This window comes from Sphingobium sp. AP50, assembly GCF_900109095.1.
GTDB lineage: Bacteria > Pseudomonadota > Alphaproteobacteria > Sphingomonadales > Sphingomonadaceae > Sphingobium.
On record NZ_FNYZ01000010.1, the window covers coordinates 122549 to 140057 of the forward strand.

Annotated in this window: 14 protein-coding genes; 2 read left to right on the forward strand and 12 right to left on the reverse strand. The window is 64.3% G+C overall.

The features are described from left to right. The first annotated feature begins 61 nt into the window (after positions 1–61). Positions 62–427 carry an SMI1/KNR4 family protein gene (locus tag BMY84_RS30840; protein ID WP_093085350.1) on the forward strand — a complete coding sequence of 122 codons (366 nt, stop codon included), beginning with the start codon at positions 62–64 and terminating at the stop codon, positions 425–427. A 229-nt stretch (positions 428–656) separates the two neighbouring features. Here the strand turns inward: BMY84_RS30840 and vapC are convergent, their stop codons facing one another. The 3 genes from vapC to BMY84_RS16785 all read right to left on the reverse strand — a co-directional run bounded on the left by vapC (position 657) and on the right by BMY84_RS16785 (position 2340). Next, a complete protein-coding gene (gene vapC / locus BMY84_RS16775) occupies positions 657–1055 on the reverse strand; it encodes a type II toxin-antitoxin system tRNA(fMet)-specific endonuclease VapC (RefSeq protein WP_305825970.1) in 399 nt (132 codons plus the stop codon). 11 nt (positions 1056–1066) lie between these two features. Further along, positions 1067–1282, reverse strand: a complete 216-nt coding sequence (gene vapB / locus BMY84_RS16780; protein ID WP_371262428.1) for a type II toxin-antitoxin system VapB family antitoxin — start codon at positions 1280–1282, stop codon at positions 1067–1069. Positions 1283–1668: 386 nt separating this feature from the next. Next, a complete protein-coding gene (locus tag BMY84_RS16785) occupies positions 1669–2340 on the reverse strand; it encodes a spermidine synthase (protein ID WP_093085354.1) in 672 nt (223 codons plus the stop codon). Between the two features lie 129 nt (positions 2341–2469). On the opposite strand from BMY84_RS16785, the gene BMY84_RS16790 reads away from it, so the two are divergent. Next, entirely contained in the window at positions 2470–2922 is a 453-nt protein-coding gene (locus BMY84_RS16790) for a hypothetical protein (RefSeq protein ID WP_093085356.1), read from the forward strand. 25 nt (positions 2923–2947) lie between these two features. Here the strand turns inward: BMY84_RS16790 and BMY84_RS16795 are convergent, their stop codons facing one another. The 9 genes from BMY84_RS16795 to BMY84_RS16835 form a co-directional block, all read right to left on the reverse strand. Further along, positions 2948–6427 (reverse strand): DUF3857 domain-containing protein, encoded by a 3480-nt coding sequence (locus BMY84_RS16795; RefSeq protein WP_093085357.1) that lies wholly within the window; start codon positions 6425–6427, stop codon positions 2948–2950. A gap of 42 nt (positions 6428–6469) precedes the next feature. Continuing rightward, a complete protein-coding gene (locus BMY84_RS16800; RefSeq protein ID WP_093085359.1) occupies positions 6470–8281 on the reverse strand; it encodes a hypothetical protein in 1812 nt (603 codons plus the stop codon). Continuing rightward, a complete protein-coding gene (locus BMY84_RS16805) occupies positions 8278–10389 on the reverse strand; it encodes a DUF4175 domain-containing protein (RefSeq protein WP_093085361.1) in 2112 nt (703 codons plus the stop codon). The genes BMY84_RS16800 and BMY84_RS16805 overlap by 4 nt, the downstream gene beginning before the upstream one ends. After that, positions 10386–11528 (reverse strand): BatA domain-containing protein, encoded by a 1143-nt coding sequence (locus BMY84_RS16810; RefSeq protein WP_093085362.1) that lies wholly within the window; start codon positions 11526–11528, stop codon positions 10386–10388. The genes BMY84_RS16805 and BMY84_RS16810 overlap by 4 nt, the downstream gene beginning before the upstream one ends. Next, positions 11525–12418, reverse strand: a complete 894-nt coding sequence (locus tag BMY84_RS16815) for a DUF58 domain-containing protein (RefSeq protein ID WP_093085364.1) — start codon at positions 12416–12418, stop codon at positions 11525–11527. The genes BMY84_RS16810 and BMY84_RS16815 overlap by 4 nt, the downstream gene beginning before the upstream one ends. An 11-nt stretch (positions 12419–12429) precedes the next feature. Further along, on the reverse strand, positions 12430–13419 hold the full coding sequence (locus BMY84_RS16820) for an AAA family ATPase (RefSeq protein WP_093085365.1): 990 nt from the start codon (positions 13417–13419) through the stop codon (positions 12430–12432). A 50-nt stretch (positions 13420–13469) separates the two neighbouring features. After that, positions 13470–14165, reverse strand: a complete 696-nt coding sequence (locus BMY84_RS16825) for a DUF4159 domain-containing protein (protein ID WP_093085367.1) — start codon at positions 14163–14165, stop codon at positions 13470–13472. A gap of 16 nt (positions 14166–14181) precedes the next feature. Continuing rightward, entirely contained in the window at positions 14182–15516 is a 1335-nt protein-coding gene (locus BMY84_RS16830) for a TldD/PmbA family protein (protein WP_093085368.1), read from the reverse strand. Positions 15517–15609: 93 nt separating this feature from the next. After that, the gene (locus tag BMY84_RS16835) at positions 15610–17244 is read right to left on the reverse strand and encodes a TldD/PmbA family protein (RefSeq protein ID WP_093085370.1); all 1635 of its coding nucleotides are present in this window, start codon (positions 17242–17244) and stop codon (positions 15610–15612) included. Between the last annotated feature and the right edge of the window lie 265 nt (positions 17245–17509).

Sequence of the window (17509 nt, forward strand, 5' to 3'; positions counted from 1 at the left end):
GTGGTTTGCGGACTGGCAGTTATGCTGCCATGACAGGCAGTAAGCAGACATTGGAGGTGCAATGCCGTTTCCTGTGGCAGAGCCGCAAATAGACGAAGCTGAACAGGCACTCAGGCGGAAATTCCCCATGGAGTTACGAGCGCGATTGCTCCGCGAGAACGGAGGCGAGATCGTTGCCGCTGACGATCACTGGCTAATTCATCCGGTCTGGGACCCGTCAGATCGCAAGACGATGGGACGGACGGCGAGTCATATCGTTAGGGAAACGGATGTTGCTCGCTCTTGGCCATCGTTCCCTTTCGAAGGTATTCCATTGGCAGCCAATGGCAGCGGCAATCGAATTATCCTATTAGGAGACGGAGATCAGGTTTTCGTCTGGGATCATGAAACTGGGAAATGCCTGCCAATCTCCGTTGATTGGAGTTAAAGCCTAACGTCAGCTTTAGGCGATGGAAAATGAAGCACTCGACTTCCGACCTCGGGCGGAAGCGGTCACCTCCTACCCCTCTCCCTTGAGGGAGAGGGCTGCGCAGACTTGGCAGCTTGCTGCCTAGTCGAAGCTGGGTGAGGGGGATGCCACCTCGCAAAGATGCACCACGCTCGCGCCAGTCCCGCTCATCCAACTGCGCCTCGCCTCCCCACCACAATCAGTCGGCTCATCTGACTTCATTGACCCAATCCTCAATGCGCAGGCCGGGTACACGGTCGAATTCGCGCAGATTATTGGTGACGAGGATCATGCCGCATGAGCGGGCGTGGCCAGCGATCATCTGGTCATAGGGGCCGATCGGCGTACCCGCGCATGCCAGTTCCGCACGCAACTGCCCTGTATGGGCGGCGGCCTCCCGACCATAGTCAAGCACCTCCAACCGCGCGGCGAAGCCTTCCACAACCATGAGATTGCGCTCGGAATTGGCAGATTTTTCAGCACCGTAAATCAACTCCATCAAGGTGACGGAACTGATGCACATCTGGTCATGATGCCGTTTGAAAGCCGCGCGCACCCCTTGCGGTCTGTTCTTGATCGTGAAGATGCAGATATTGGTGTCGAGCATGAATTTGAGCATCAGAAGGCTTCGCGTTCCTGATGATCCGGCTGCTCACGGTCCGCCATGAAATCAGCGGTCACGCCTTCCCCGTCGAACCAGCTATCCCAGGCTTCGCCTGCCGGGGTAATGATACGGGTGCGGCCCAGAGCAATTACATCGACCCGCTTCACATCGTCAGGAAGGGCGACCGCCTTGGGCAATCTTACCGCCTGGCTGCGGTTGCTCTGAAATATAGAGGCTTGTGGCACGACATATCTCCCGGATCATCCCAATCTAGGGGTGGCATGGGATATGTCAATGGGATATGCTGATCGTCCGGCCGCATCCCTCCAACATCCTTCCAATGTAGGATTTCTTCTGATCTATCCTTGTGGATGAACCTAATCCGCCTGCCTCTGAACCCCGCACCCCCTCGGTCGCGATCCGGGCGCAAAGCTGTCGCGCTCCCGTCGCGCGCCTGCAACCCAGGTGGCGCAGGCCCGTCGCCTTCCCGTCGCCTTCCCGTCGCATATCGGGTGCGTGCTTGTCGCATTTCGCCGATTTTGCTCGACGACACTGTGAACTTCGGCCTGTCGCGTCGAAATATTTTGCGTTGAAATGCGCCGCGTCGTGTCCCGCACTATCGCTTCAGCGCGAACCAGATCACATGGCGCGGTCCCTTGCCATTGTCGCGGGCCTTGACCGCCACCTCGTCCACCAGAAAGCCCGCATTGCGCAGGCGATTGGCGAAGACATCGTCTGACCCCGCCGACCATATCGCCAATATGCCGCCCGGCTTCAACGCCGCCTTGGCCGTTTGCAGCCCCGCTCTCGAATAGAGCCGGTCGTTCGCTGCCGCTGTCAGCCCGTCCGGCCCATTGTCGACGTCCAGCAGGATCGCGTCATATGTTCCATGCCCGGCCTCGATCACCGGCACGACATCCTCGATCAGCAGATGCACGCGCGGATCGTCCAGGCATCCGGCCATCAGGTCTACCATAGGCCCGCGCGCCCATTCGATGATCTTGGGCACCAGTTCGGCAACCGTCACCTTCGCAGCCTTATCCAGCACGCCCAAAGCCGCGCGCAGGGTGAAACCCATGCCATATCCGCCGATCAGGATATGCGGCGCCTTGCGCCCGCGCAATCGCTCGATCGTCATCAGCGCGAGTTGCTTTTCCGATCCGCTCATCCGGCTGCTCATCAACTCGTTGCGGTCCAGCACGATCATATGGTCGGCGCCGCGCCGATAGAGTTTCAGTTCCTGGCCGCCCGGCACCTGTGCCGAATCCAGATATTCGCGGGGGATCATGTCACGTCCTTCCATTCAGCGCACAGCCTGTCGCGCGGGGAGCGCATGGCAGCTTGGCTTCCGTCGCGCAAATGCTACAGGCAGCAGCAATTCCCTTTCATCCTATCACGGCAGGCAGTTTCCCCCTTCATGCGGTATTTTCTCGACACCGAATTCAATGGCTTTGGCGGCACGCTGATCAGCGTGGCGCTGGTTCCCGAGCATGAAGGGGACGAGGAATTCTATGTCTCCCTGCCGCTGCCTGACGCGATCGAGCCGTGGGTCGGAAAGCATGTCATCCCCTATTTGCGCCATGTGCCGCCCGCCATTGACCTGCAACTGAACCGGATCGATGCGGCCGACCATGTCGCCGCCTATCTGGAGGGGGACAGCGATCCCGTCATCATCGCCGACTGGCCGGAGGATCTGGCCCATTTCTGCGCGCTGCTGGTGACGGGGCCTGGCCGGATGGCGGGCGTGGACTTCGGTCTGCGGCTGGAACTGATCAACGCGGCGGGTTTCAGCGCGGCGGCCAACAGTCGCGTGCCGCACAACGCCCTGCATGATGCGCGGGCGCTGCGCGACTTCTACATGGCGGATTGATGGGGATTGGATTGACCGGGACGGCTCAATAGTCGCCCCAATAGGTCTTGCTGCCGGCGAAATCGACCACCCGACCGACCTCCTTCAGCTTGGCCTGCACCGCCGGTGTGGCACGGGCGGCGTCCATCACCCCGCGCAGCCGCGCGTCGAAGGTTGACGGCGTCGGTGCCTGACGGGATCGAACGAACAGTCCCAGCGCCGACGCCCGATCATCCGGCTTGTCGAGCCGCTCGACCAGCAGCTTTTCGATCATCGTCTGGTCGCCGCGACAGGCCGCCGCCATGGTCACCGCCGATATATTGTCGTCCCGCGTTGCCGTCAGCTTTTCGTCCAGCATCTTGGCGTCATCGGGGCGATTGAGCGTCCGCAAAGCGCAGGCCTTGCCCGCCCACATCCACATCTTGCCATATTGGCTGGCCTTGCCGGCATATTTCTCGTCAGCCTCGGTCATCGCTGCCAGTGCGCGTTCGGGCATGTCGGCATGGTTGAACATCTCCGCCCGGTTGATGAGTTGCGACACCAGAGCGGGATATTGTTCGATCCCCAGCGCCAGCACCGCGTCCATTTGGGCAATGCTATCGGCATGTCGGCCGACATCGGCCAGGGCGGAGGCATATTCGTTCACGAACCAGAAGGCCGGTTCGCCCGTCGCTTCGATTCGTTCGCGCTCGCTCGCCAGTTTTTTGCCGACGCTGATCGCCTCCTGCGATTTGCCGGCGGTGCGCAGCGCCCGCATCAGGGCGGTGACCATACCGAAATCCTCCGGCGCTTTGGCCGCCGCCGTCCGCGCCATGCTTACGGACTGTGCTATGCTGCTGGCGAACCCGTCGGCCTGTCCCTTCTCCAGATCGGGCCAGACCGCCTGATAGCGCTTGTCCATTGCCAGCCCGGTCAGCGTGTCCGGCGATGGCTGCAACGCGATCAGCCGGCGTGCCTCAGCCAGATTACCGCGCCGCAACTGGGCCCGGATTGCGCCGCCCAGAGCGCTGAGACCTTCATCGGTGCGCGGGTCCATTTGCCATCCCGCGGCCACCAGGATGATGCACAGTTCATCGCGTGCATCCTGCCGCTTGTCGGCGGGCATGTCGGCGATGCGCCGCGACAGATATTTCATCCAGTCGAGATCGAACGCCCGGATCAACGCGGGCTGCTTTTCCTGCGCGACCTGCATCGTCTTCAGCACCGTTGCCGGATCATCATTCGTCAGTTGCAAGGCGATCAGCGTCCGGATCATGTCCGCATTGCCCTGATATTGCGCGATGCTGGATTGCAGCGCTGTCCTGGCCGGGGCGGCGCGGTTCAGTCCGGCGAGGATCAGGCCCTTCAACCCGTCGAACAGCCCGGCCACCGCCGATGGGCGGGCCGGCTTTTCCGCAAGCTTGTTGATCAGCGACAGCGCCTCGATATGCGATGCCTGACTGGTCTTGTCCGCCGTCAGTTCCACGATCTTGTCGAGCTCTGCGCGATAGGGGGCCAGTTCCGCCTGATCGATGGTGCCGGTCGTTTCCGACAGGCGGGGTGACTTGTCGATGAAGAAGCGAAGCCCGCTTTCGTCGCCGATCTTGTCGCTGATCGCATAGACCGCCGCTGCTTCGCTGGCAGGCACGCTGTAACTATCATCACTATCCAGATGATAGCGGATGCGCACGCCATAGCCATCCCGTTCCGACTTGCGCCAGAAATGCACGCCGCCTGCGGTCATGTCGATGTCTTCGGGCGCCCAGAGGCGGCGGTCCTTTGCCTTCACCTCGATCATCTGGTCGCGGCTGACATTGGCGGGCAGTGCGAGCGGTTGCTTTCGCGGCCCGGCCTGCTTGCCCGGTAGAAGATCGCTGACGGCATAGGCATTGGTGTTGAGATCGGACAAGATCTTGTTCTTGTCGAACTCCGCCTTGGACAGGGTGTAATCCTCCCCCAGAGTGAAGATATTGGCGTCACGATCGTCACCGACCGCCAGCGGCTTGCTCTCCATCAGGCCGGGGAAGCGCTTCTGGTAGAATTCCAGATTGCCCCGCGCCATTTTTGCGGCGGATTGGGTGGCGATCCGCCCCCGCATCCAGTCCGCCATGCCGCCGCTATAGCGCGTCTCGACATGCAAGGTCATGGCCGTCGGTGCGGCTTCGTCCACCTCGAACCGTTCCACCACGTCCATCTTGCCGATACGGGCGGCATAGCCCTCCATCTTCTCCAGCGCCTGCTGGTCGGCGCGGATCGGCAACGCATAGCCAAGGTTCGACGGCGTGATGCCCAGCCCCCGACCGCCGCGATGGGTCGCCGTCGGGTCGATCCACAGCACTTGCCCATCGATCACCGCGCGCACGATTACATGATCGAACATCAGGGGGGAGGCGAGCCGGTCGGGCAGGTCGCGGCCCGGCCTTGTAGATACCAGTGCGGGCGTGGCGTCTATACCCAACCGCTTCAGCGCGACCGCCAGCAGCAGGCTCTTGTCCTTGCAGTCGCCATAGCCGCGTTCCAGCACCAGCTTGGGACGGCGCGGGACATAGGAACCTTCGCCCAGTTCCTCGCCAACATAGCGGATATTATCCTGAATATAGCGGCTGATCTCGGTCAGTCGGTCTTCGGCTTTGGGCCATGTCTTCCCGATATCGGCCAGCCTTTGCTCGAAATCGGGCGTCAGGCTTTCGTCCCCGGCATAAAGCGGCGTGGCCCAGCGCGCGACGCTGGCCCAATCGGCCATGGTCGACAGTTCGACCCGGCCATATTGCGGATACCAGGCCGGTACGTCATCCTCGCCGGGGCCATAGGGGCGGTCACGGCCGATCCATTCCCATGCCACCATATCGCCCTGCTTCTGCTGCGTGAAGGCAATGTCGCTATTGGTTGCGCGGAACCGCAGCGGCTGGCTGGCGGGCCAGACGAAGCGCACTGCACGGACTGTCAGCGGTTCGGAAAAGCGATCGGAGAAGCTGGCGAAATAATGGCCGGGCCAGAGCGCTGTGCGAACATGCTGGGTCATGCCATAATCGACGATATCGCCGACCCGCACATCCTTCAGCGTCGCGATGGCGCGCAGGCTGCCGCTGATGATGCCGTCGTCCAGATCATCCTCGCGCTCCACCACGCGGAAGCTGACATCGGCCGTCCGGTCGATGACCTTGCCATCGCGGATGATATGCACGAAATGCAGCGCGACCGTCTCGAACGCCGGGTCATAGCTGGTGGAAAGCTGGCCGGCATCCTCCAGTCCGCTGCGATCGATCACCTTGGTCGCAACGCGATAATAGCTGTCATAGCCCTGATCAGTGCCGCGCACCTGCCAGTCGGTCAGAATATAGGCCTGGCCGTCCTGCGCATGGGTGATGCTGTCGGCCGAGGGCTGGGGCAGGGTGCGCGGGGCGAGCCAGTCCGGGCTGGTTTCGCGCGCGACGATGGGGCCTTGGGGGGCTTCGGCGGCAACAGCAGGAAGACTTGCAATGGACAGCGCCGTCGACGACGCGCTCAGCAAAAAAAGGCAAGCGCCGCTCGCCGACAGAAAACGCATGGAAATAGCCCCCGTTTCAGGCCTTTCGGCCGAACCATCTAGCTATGACTGCGATGCGTCCGTGGCAAGCGAAGGCGTTGCCGTTTCGGGAGAAAATGCGCGTCGGCCGATGCGTGAGCGCTCCAGCCACCAAAGGAGCGCGCTGACCGCCAGCCAGCCCAGCCACCAGAGCCATGCCGTGCCGGACTGGCCGGGCAGAGCGGCGCTCGCCTGTTTCGCTTCGCCGGCGGAGAGCAGCGCCATTGCCTGTCGATCACGCGCGGCGCGCATGGTCGGCAAGGCGCCGGCAGGCTGCACATAGAAGGCGCTCGCTGCAGCCTTGCTGCGCAGCATGTGCCATCCGGCCTGCGTGGGCCAATAGCCACCACAACCGTTGACCGGCAGCATGCGCGCCTGGGCATCGACCTGCGCTTCGCCGGTCAGGCCGCATAGCGTCATACGCTGGCCGACCCAGCCCGTGTCGGTCAAGGCGCGGCTGCCGGGCGCGGGACGCGCGACGGTATCGAGCAGGGTGCTCCACCAGTCGCCATAAAGGTCGCGTCGTCCCGTCAGGGTCAGGCCATAGCTGTTGATGCCGGTGAACAGCGCAACCCGGCCCGCACCCAGCGCGCGCCAAGCGCCCAGCGTCGCGCCACCGGCATCGCGCAGCAGCGGCACGGCGTCATTGCCGCCGGGCGTCAGGCCCAGCCGGCTGACATCGGGCAAATAATCGTCGGTGGTGGCGATATCGACCGGGACTTCCTCGCTGCCGATGCCCTGCCGCGTGCGGGCAACGGCTTCGGCATCGATCTTGGGCAGAACCAATGGCGCGACACCGCCGGGACCGCTGAGGCCGAAGCCAAGCGCCTGCCATTGCGATCGCGTCGCGCCGTCGATTGGGCCGCCCGGCCGCAATATCAGCCCCATGCCGCCCCGTGCCGCCGCCAGCAGCGCACCGCGCGAGCCGGCCCAGCTTCGGTCATCGACAATGGCGGCGTCGAAGCGGCGCAGACTGGCGGCATCCAGCGCGACCGGTGCATCGCCCAGTGTTATGCCACCGCCTGCGCTCATTTGGGTGGTGACGTCATAGCCGGCGTCGATCGCCCAGCGGCGCAGATATTTGACCTCCGCACCTGGCGCACCGGCCAGGATCAGCAATTTCGGGCGGCTATTGTCCGCCACCCAGATCGGCACATCAGCCTGTTCGATGAGGCGCCTGTCCCGTCGCACGCGCAGCGTGAAGGCCGTGGCGCCTGCCGCCCTTGCCGTACCCGCGAGGAGAACATGACCGCCCTTGTCGGGCGCGCCGCTGTCCGTCACACGCCCGGCCGGATCGATCAGTTCCGCCGTTGCGTTGGGCAGGCCCGTCAGCGTCACACCGACAGTGAAGCGCGCGCCCGGCGCCACGGCTGGTGGCGGGGCCAGATGCAGGATGCCGGGATGCAGCGGCGGCGGATCGAAATGCACCGCCAGACCGCGCGCGGCATCGATATCGCGCGGGCCAAGGCCATCGCCCAATATCGTCAGGCTGGTGACGCCGGGATGACGGCGCAGCGCTGTGGCCAGATCTGGCACGGCCTCGCCACCGCCGATGGCGGGGGCTTCGGGCAGCAGGATCAGCGGCGATCCTCCTGCTGCGGCAAGCTGGGATGCATGGGCGGTGGTAGTGCGCAGGCTGGATGCGCTGTCCGCCGTGCCCGGCGGGAACAGAGCCATATAGAGCAGCCCGGCCGCAATTGGTTGCAGCAGCAGGAGCAGGCTTGTCCGCAGCGGTGAAGCCTGCGCGCCAGATGCACGATGCCACAGCAGCAGGCGAACGCCGCCGATCAGCACGGCAAGGCCCAAGATAAGCGCGACGATGATTTGCGGGGTCATTGCGCCGCTCCGATCCTGTCCAGATAGCGCGCGCCGACGGCATCGGCCGGGCGGCGGCGGACGAGGCGGCCGGAGGGTCGCTCCATCGCCGCCCATAGCAGGGCGCGCAATTTGATGCGGCAGGCGGCGCAGACGGGGTCTTGCCGCACCGCATCGATCGCGCCCGACAGGGCCAGCGCATCGGGCAAACGCGTGGCATTGGTCCGCACCCAGCCATCCAGTGGCGCAAGGTTGATTGCGCCCCGGATCGCATCCGGCCCGTCGCCCAGCGCGCGCCATACGGCTGCTGCCGGGCCATCCTGCTGCTCGACCGGGGCGATTTCCAGCTGGCGGCTGGCCAGCCCCTCGCGCTTGCCGGTCATGCGGCGGCTGGCGTCGATCGGCGGCAGTTCCGGTCCGACTCGCGACAGGAAGATGCGGGTCGCCTGCTGCACCTCCTTGATGAAACGCAGCGCCTTATAGGCATAGGGCAGGGCCGCGTCGGGATGGCCGGTCTTGAGTTCCCGTTCGGACTGCCACATTTCATCGACCGCCTGCTTCAGGATCGCGCGGGTTTCGGGATCGAGGCTGGAGGCCGGGCTTTCGTCATGCGGATGGCCGAATTCCGCCAGCACATCTTCCTTTTCGCCAAAGACATTGGGCGCAGATACCGGCGGGCCGTGGTCATGGCCGTCACCCTCGCCATGCGCTGCGCCATCGGCGGTGGGCAGGTCTGGCGCCTCCTCATTCTCACCGCCCAGAAACTGGCTGTAGCGGCCACGCAATATCTGCTGATCGCCGCCAATGGAGGCGGAGCGGGCAAGATAACGGTCGGGAGCGAGGCTGCGCTTTTCCTTCAGCAGCTTCTCGATGTCGATGATGATCTGGCGCTGGCTGCGGAAATAGGCGGGCAGGGTGGTGTTGACCATGCCGGTCAGGCCGCTGCTTTCTGGCGCCTTGGGGGATGGCCAGCGCAGGATCAGGCTGGGGCCGCGCACTTCCTGCGGATTGGGCGCGCGATTGTCGCGGACGATCAGTTGCACAACCATATCGCCGCCTGCCGCAAAGCCGAAGGTCGAGAAGTCGAGGCGCGGGGTGAAGCGGCGATCGCGGGCCGGGCCGTTGCCGCTGACCGGGATTTCGCGTTCGGAAAAGGTCACATTCTCGCCCTCGCCGATCGCCAGCGTGACGCGCAGCCGGGCGCTGGCGGCGACGCCATAATCGTCGGTGGCGGCGAAGGCAGGGGACCAGTTGTGCTGGCCCGGTTTCACCAGCGTCAGGCTGTCGGTCAGCGCCTTCACCTGCGGCGGGGCGTCGGCAATGGCGTCGATGCGGTGAAGCGGCGGTGTCGGTCCGCGCCCGGCGGCGGGATCGACGCGGTAGAGGAAGGCAGCGTCGGCGCCGCGGCTGGCGATCCAGTTGGCGCCGTCTGGGCGCAGCGCGATCGGCTGGTTGCCCAGCATCAGCAGCTTGGGCGTGCTGGCCTGCGGATCGAAACGCAGCGTCCATTCGAGGTGCGATCCCTGTGGCACGCGGGCGTCGAGCGAGGCGGAATCGCGCACGGGCAGGCCGGTATAGGCGGGCGGAATGATGCGCAGATTTTGCGCGACGAGGCGGGGGATGCCGGGCTTGGCGGGCAGGCCTTCGCTGCTGGGGGCGAGGGTGGGCGGCCCTTCGCCGGCGCGGGGCCAGAGCAGGGCGGCGGCGATCAGTCCGACCGCGAGGAGGCTGGACAGGAGCAGCAGGCGGCTGGACCATGCGGGCGCAAGCTCTTGCGGCGCGCCCTGATCGAGGCGGGCGGCGATGCGGCTACGCTGGAGCGACTGGAGCGGCGAGGCAGGCGCTTCATCGGTGAAGAGGAGGGCGCTGCTATCCTCCAGTTCGGGGCGCGTCGCATCGAGTGTGCGGATCAGCCAGGGGCGGTCGAAGCGGGCCATGCGCTGACGCGCGACGGCCAGTGCGACAGCGAGCGAGACAGTTGTGACGAGAAGGGCAGCGACGAAACCGCCCCATCGCCAGCCGATGACGGCCAGCGCCAGGATCAGCGGCAGGGAGAGCGTCAGCGTATCAGCAAATCGACGGCGGCGCGCGGGCGCGATCCAGTGGCCGAACAGGGCGTCGGCACTCATGGCGCGATGCTCCGGCGGCGCCTTGTGGCCAGCCAGCGTTCGGCCAGCAGCAATAGCGCGATCAGGATGGCGAGCCAGGGGCGCAATTGCTGCGGCGGCTGATCATAGGCGCGGCCGCCGGTCAGCGGGGTATAGTCCGTCGCGGTAACGCGGGTCGGGCTGATGGTCGGTGTCAGCAAAGTGCGCAACTGCGATGGGAAGTCCGCATCCAGCAGGACGGGCATTTGGGAGGGCTGTAGCAGACGGGTGAAGCGGATGAGGCGGCCTTTACCCAGCACTGTCGCTTCGGCCAGAAGCTGCCCGTCCGCATCGCGCCAGAGCGGCACCATGGTCTGGTCAGCGGGAAGCCGGGTGTCGCTGGCGACGATCATCGTGCCGCCCTGCTTCACCCAGTCGACAGCGCTGTCCAACATGGTGCCGCCCGACAGCCAGACGAGGATATGCCCCTTGTCCGGCAACGGTGCGTTCGGCGTGCTACTGTCCACTTCGCCGTTTCGGTTGGCGGGCTGCCATGCCAGCGCGGCGGCGCGGATATAGCGCAAAGCGGCGCGATGATCGGCATCGGAGCGGATGGCGAGGGTGGGCGGCGGCGCTACCTTGTCGGGTGCTGCCTTGGCTTCTCCGCTGACCCGCCATGCCACTTTGCGCGACAGGCGGAGGCGATCGGCATCGGCACCGTCGAGGATGGTCGGCGTGACGATGGTGAGCGGCGTCTTGGCCGGAAGTTCAGCGTCAAGCTGGCGGATCAGGCTGGCGATGGGCAACTGGCCGGTGGGCTGTGCGGTGTCGATCTTCGGGAAACCGGGCGCGAGCCAGTGGATACGGGCATCTGCGAAGCTGCCCTGATCGACCTGCGCGCCGGGGACCACCGCGACATAGGGGCGTTCATCGCCCGCCCCGAACAGCACAGGCTGCGCCAGCCACAGCGCTGCCAGCGCCAGCAGGACAAGGCGCAGCAACAGCAATGGCCATTCGTCGAAGCGCAGGCGCGACCGAGGTTTGGGCCGTGACCGTAGCCAGCGGAGCGCGGCGAAGTCGGTCGGCAACTGCTCGCTCTTGCGCGCGATATGGATGACGAGCGGCAGGAGCAACGCCGCAAGCGCGGCCAGCGCCGCCGGGAAGAGTAGGCCCATGCTCATTGATATTCGGCCGCGCCCTGCGCCGCGAACAGGCGGTGCAAAGGCAGGTCCACCGGTTCATCGAGATAATGGACGGCATGGCGAATGCCGATCGCATCCAGCCGGGCATGGAGCGCGGCGCGGGCTTCGGCAAAGCGGGCGAGAAATTCGGCGCGCAGGGCTGCGCCGTCGGCCAGCAGTTCCTCGCCGGTTTCCGGGTCGCGGAAACGATAGCCGCCGTCGAAGGGGAAATCCCGCTCGGCCACGGTCAGCATCTCGATCACCAGCGTCTCGCGGCCCGCCGCAGAGAGTTTTTCCGCCAGCGCCACCGCGCCTTCATCGAAACAGTCGGACAGCAGGAGGACGAGGTCGTGCGCGCCGATCCGCTCCCAGACTGGACCCAGCTGGCTTTCCGGCGCGAAGCCGGTTGCTGGGCGGACGGTCAGCAATTCCAGCAGCAGCCGGTCGCGCTGGCGCAGGCCGGTGGCGGGGGGCAGCAGCATCAGGCCATCGTCGCCCAGCGCCATGAAGCCGAAACGGTCGCCCTGTTGCATCGCCAGTTCGCCAATGGCGGCGGCGATCGCCTTGGCGGCGTCGAGACGGCTATAGTCGAGGCGGGGTGCGTCTGACTGGCCCATGGAGGCGCTGGCGTCGATGACTGTCCAGACTGCGACCGGGCTTTCGCGTTCCGCCTCCCGCACGAAGAATTTGTCCGACCGGGCGTAAAGCTTCCAGTCGATCTGGCGCAGTTCGTCGCCCGGTTCATAGGCGCGATACTGGGCGAACTCCAGCCCTGCGCCCCGGCTGTGGCTCTGATGCAGGCCGATCCCATGCGACCCCACCGCCCGGCGCGTGACGAGGCGCAGGCCGCGCAGACGGCTGCGCACATCGGGAGGGAGAAGATCGACCATGGCGGAAGGGATCAGGCGAGCGGAACGGCGCGGACGAGGGCCGCGACGACATCATCGGCGCTGCGCCCTTCCGCTTCGGCGGCGAAGGACAGAAGCAGGCGATGGCGCATCACCGGTACGGCGAGCGCGGCGATATCGTCGCGCGTGGCGGCAAGGCGGCCATGGAGCAGCGCGCGCGCCTTGGACGCCAAAATCAGCGACTGGCCGGCGCGCGGACCCGCGCCCCATTTCACATATTTGCGAATATCCTCCGCCATGCCTTCGCCGGGGCGGCTGGCGCGGATGAGGCGCGTGACCCAATCGAGCAGGTCGTCGCTGAAATGGACGTCGCGCACGAGCGTCTGCAACGCCAGCACTTCTTCCCCCTGCATCACGGCGGGAACAGCGGTGGGTTTGGAGCCGGTGGTCTGGGCCAGAATGGCGCGTTCCTCCGCCTCGGTCGGATAATCGACCCGGATGTGCAGGAGGAAGCGGTCAAGCTGGGCTTCGGGCAGGGGGTAAGTGCCGGCCTGCTCCAGCGGGTTTTGCGTCGCCAGCACGAAGAAGGGCTTGGGCAGGACATGGGTGACGCCGGCATAGCTGACCGTCTTTTCCTGCATCGCTTCCAGCAGGGCGGCCTGCGTCTTGGGCGGGGTGCGATTGAGTTCGTCGGCCAGCAGCAGGTTGGTGAAGACCGGGCCTTGCTGGAAACGGAAGCTGCGATGGCCGGTGCCATGATCTTCCTCCAGCAATTCGGTGCCGAGAATATCGCTGGGCATCAGGTCCGGCGTGAACTGAACGCGGCGGAAATCGAGCTTCAGCGCTTCACCGAGCGAGCGGACGAGCAGCGTCTTGCCCAGGCCCGGCACGCCCTCCAGCAGGCAATGGCCACCCGCCAGCAGGCCGATCAGCAATTGCTCCACCACATCGGCCTGCCCGACGATCGCCTGTCCGATCGCGGCGCGCAGCCCGGTCAAAGCGTCAAGGCGGGTCTGGATGTCGGCTTCGGTGAGGTCTGTCATGTCATGTCCCTTGCTGGACGAAAGGCGGGAAGGGGGGAGAGGCGGGGCCGTCACACCGACAGCGCGTACATCACGACATTGACCGCGAATTTCGTATTATCCTCGGCCAGGAAGCGCTTGTTACGCCAGTCATAATCCCATTCGCAGCCATAATCCTTGTTGCTGTAGAGAACGCCCAGCCGGCCGTTCACCTCTATGCCCTTAAGATATTCGTGGACGAGATCATCGCCCCAGCCGTTGAGTTCGAGGCCGGTATTGGGCGGGCCGTCAAATTTGAAGAAGCTGCGGTAGAGGCCGTGGCTCTTGGGTAACTCCTTGAGCGCCTTCGGGCCGAAAATCTTCGCCATCTGCGCTTCGAAGGAGCGGGCGAACAGGCCGTCTATGTCATGGTTGCAATCGTCCACCATGACGAAGCCGCCATTGCGCACATAGCGTTCGAAATTTCGTCGTTCGGCCGGAGAGAACTCCACCAGCTTGTGCCCCGCCATGTAGCAGAAGGGCGCGGTCAGCATCTTCGGGTCCGAAAGGGCGATGACATGCTCCTTCGGATCGACGCGCAACGTGGTGTAATCGATCAGCGAGGTGATGATGTTGGACGGCGTGCGCTGGTCCACATCCCAGTCGCCACTGTCATAGCGCAGGCGGGTGAACCAGAAATCATAGCCCCCGGCTGCGGAGAGTGGCCGGGCCAGCATCGCGCCAGCCAGACCACCCGCCATCAACCGAAGAAATTCGCTGCGTGTCATGCAGAGACGATCAGCGTCACACCGCGTCCGACAGCGAGGTGAAGGTGAAATCGCGCAGCTTCATCGGCGGCACGACGATGTTCATCGACACTTCGTCCGGCGGCACGCGGACCGGCTTGCCCAGCTCTTCCACATTGTTGAGCATGATGACCGGGCTTTCGTTGAACCGGAAATTCTTGATCGGATATTTGATCTGTCCGTTCTCGATATAGAAGGTGCCGTCGCGGGTCAGGCCGGTCAGCAGCACGGTCTGCGGATCGACCATGCGGATATACCAGGTGCGGGTGACGAGCACGCCGCGTTCGGTCGAGCGGACGAGATCGGCGGTCGACTTGTCGCCGCCCGTCATCAGGATATTGCCCATCTGCCCGGCGGCGGGCTTGCCCTGCTTGCTGGCCCAGTAACGGCTGTAGTTCAGGTTCACGACCTTGCCGTCCTTCACCATGTCCATGCGCTGGCGGGCAAGACCGTCCTCGTCCCACGGTTCGCACGGCGCAACCGGATCCCAGGGATCGGTGTAGAAATTGACTTGCGGGCCGAACACCTGTTCGCCCAGCTTGTTGCCGCCGCCCTTTTTCGACAGGAAGCTGCGGCCTTCATCGGCCTCGCGCGCGCCGAAGAAGTAGAACATGAAGCCGATCAGGCCAGCGGCCGCCATGGGTTCCAGAATCACGGTATATTTGCCCGGCTCCAGCGCCTTGGCCTCGGACGAGGCCGATGCCTTGCGCATGGCGATCTGGATATCGCTATCCGCCTTGAAACGAGTCGCATCCTGCGTATCGGTGCCGACCCAGCCGGAACCCCGGCCATCCTCGGTACGGACGGTGCAGGTATAATCCAGCATGGTCGAGCGCTGATAACCGAAATTGCCCTTGCTGTTGGCGATCGCGGTGAAGCTCTGATTATCCTCCAGATAGCCGGCCGCGATCAGCTTCTGCGATTTGCAGGCGTCGATCGAGGTCTTAGCGACCTGCGCGCGATAGGCCGGCGTGATGTCGGCGGTCGACTGGGCGAAGGTCGGGCTGGGCTTGTAGGCTTGCTTGTCGACGGCGGGCATGAATTCCGGATTGTCGGGGGCCAGTTGCGCCAGCGTTTCGGCCCGGCGCACGACCCGCTCCAGCGAGGCGTCGTCAAACTGGTTGATGGTGGCGGTGCCGACCTTCTTGCCAAAGGCGACCTGCACGGCGAGTTCGATATCGTCGGTCAGGCCGGCGGTCGACACGTCGTTGCGGGCGAAACGGACATTGCCCTGAATCTTGCCGGTGAGTTGGGCGGTGCATTCGTCCGCCTTGGAGAGCGCGACGACCTTGGTCAGGATCGCCTTGGACTGCGCTTCGGTGAGGATGCTCATTATCTTGTCTCCCTAGGAGTCTGATCGTTTCCGGTGGAAGCGCTTTGCGTTTCCACTGGGAGCGTGAATCAGGCTCCAATCAAAATTGCAGCGTCAGCCGAGCGAACGCGCGGTGTTGATGACGTTGATGCCGTTGAAGCGCGCGGTCGAAGACCCGTGCGACACGGCGGAGACCTGGGCCGGCTGGCCCTTGCCGTCGAAGAAGGAGCCGCCCAGACGATAATCGCTGCTGTCGCAGACGCCGGTGCAGGCGTTCCAGAATTCCGGGGTGCGGATCTGGTAGGCGACATCCTCGATTTGCTGGGTGATCTTGCCCTGCTTGATTTCGTAGAAGAGCTGGCCGCCGAACTGGGCGTTGTAGCGCTGCTGGTCGATCGAGAAGCTGCCGTCGCCGATGATGTAGATGCCGTCCTCGACACCCGCGATCATCTCCGCGACGCTCTTCTTCGCCTTGCCCGGCTCAAGGCTGACGTTGGCCATGCGCTGGAACTGCACATTGGACCAGCTGTCGGAATAGGCACAGCCGTCCGATTCCTTCTTGCCCTCGATATGGGCCTGATCGCGGATCGCCTGATAGCCGACCAGCTTGCCGTCGCGGATCAGATCCCACTTCTTGGTCTTCACGCCTTCATCGTCATAGGCGACCGCGCCCAGGCTGCCGACCTGCGTCTTGTCGGCGACGATGTTCACATTGGGGCTGCCATATTGGAAATGGCTTTCCAGCTTGTCCATCGTGGCGAAGCTGGTGCCGGCATAGTTCGCCTCATAGCCCAGCACGCGGTCCAGTTCGAGCGGATGGCCGACCGATTCATGGATGGTGAGCCAAGTGTGCGACGGGTCGAGCACCAGATCATATTTGCCCGGCTTGACCGAAGGCGCCTTCAGCTTGGCGCGCGCCTGTTTGGCGGCGGCGATCGCATCTTCCTTCATGTCATAGCTGTTGCCATAGACGACCACGCCATTGGGCAGCACGGTCTTGCCTGACGCGGCGCCGTCCAGATATTCGTAGCCCAGACCCATCGGTGCCGACAGGCCCTCGCGGGTGCGGAACTTGCCGCTGGTCTTGTCGACCGCCGTGATCGTGGTCGGCGCCCAGATGCGGTGCACGTCCTGATCGATATAGCTGCCGTCGGTGCTGGCGAAATATTTCTGCTCGTTGACCAGGAACAGGATGGAATTGATGAAGTCCGCGCCCGCATCCATGGCGGCGGCGTTGACGTCCATCAGCAGCGCGACCTTGTCCTTGATCGGCACGTCCATGGCGTTCTTGACGATCGGCGTCTTCCAGCTGACTTCGCCCACGCCCTTGGTCGGGGCCAGCTGGACCGGTGCGCTCTGGGTCGGGGCGTTGGCCTTGGCGATGGCGACGGCCTGCTGCGCGGCCTTGGCCACGGCGTCGGCAGTCATTTCATTGGTGGCGGCAAAGCCCCAGGCGCCATTGGCGATCACGCGGATGCCGACGCCGCTCGATTCGGTGTTGACGATATTTTCGACATTGCGTTCGCGGGTGATGACGAACTGGCGCAGGTAGCGGCCGACGCGCACGTCGCAATAGGATGCGCCCGCGCTCTTGGCGGCGTTCATCGCGGTGTCGGCCAGGCTCTTCTTCACCGCCACGTCGATGGCGCTGTTCAGTTCCTCGGCGGCGATGACCCTGCCGAACATGGAGGGGAGGACGAAGCCACCCACGCCCATGGCCCCAAAGGCCAGAAAATCGCGTCTATGCAAGGTAAGTCTCCTGCCTGACTATGCCCGCATGGCGCGGGTCGGATTGTGATTGGGTGACGGCGCAGCGGCCGGACCGGTGTGATGGCGGGGATCATTGCGACCCGGACAGGCGGGGTCAAACATCTTTTACGGATGCACAAGAAGTGACCGTATACTTTCGACAAATGTCATCTGTCGAAAAACTGCGTCGGCTCGACGGAGAGCAGACGCAAAAAATCGGCGGCGATGGCTATGCCATCCCGCTGATAATTCGCTTCTTCCTGTG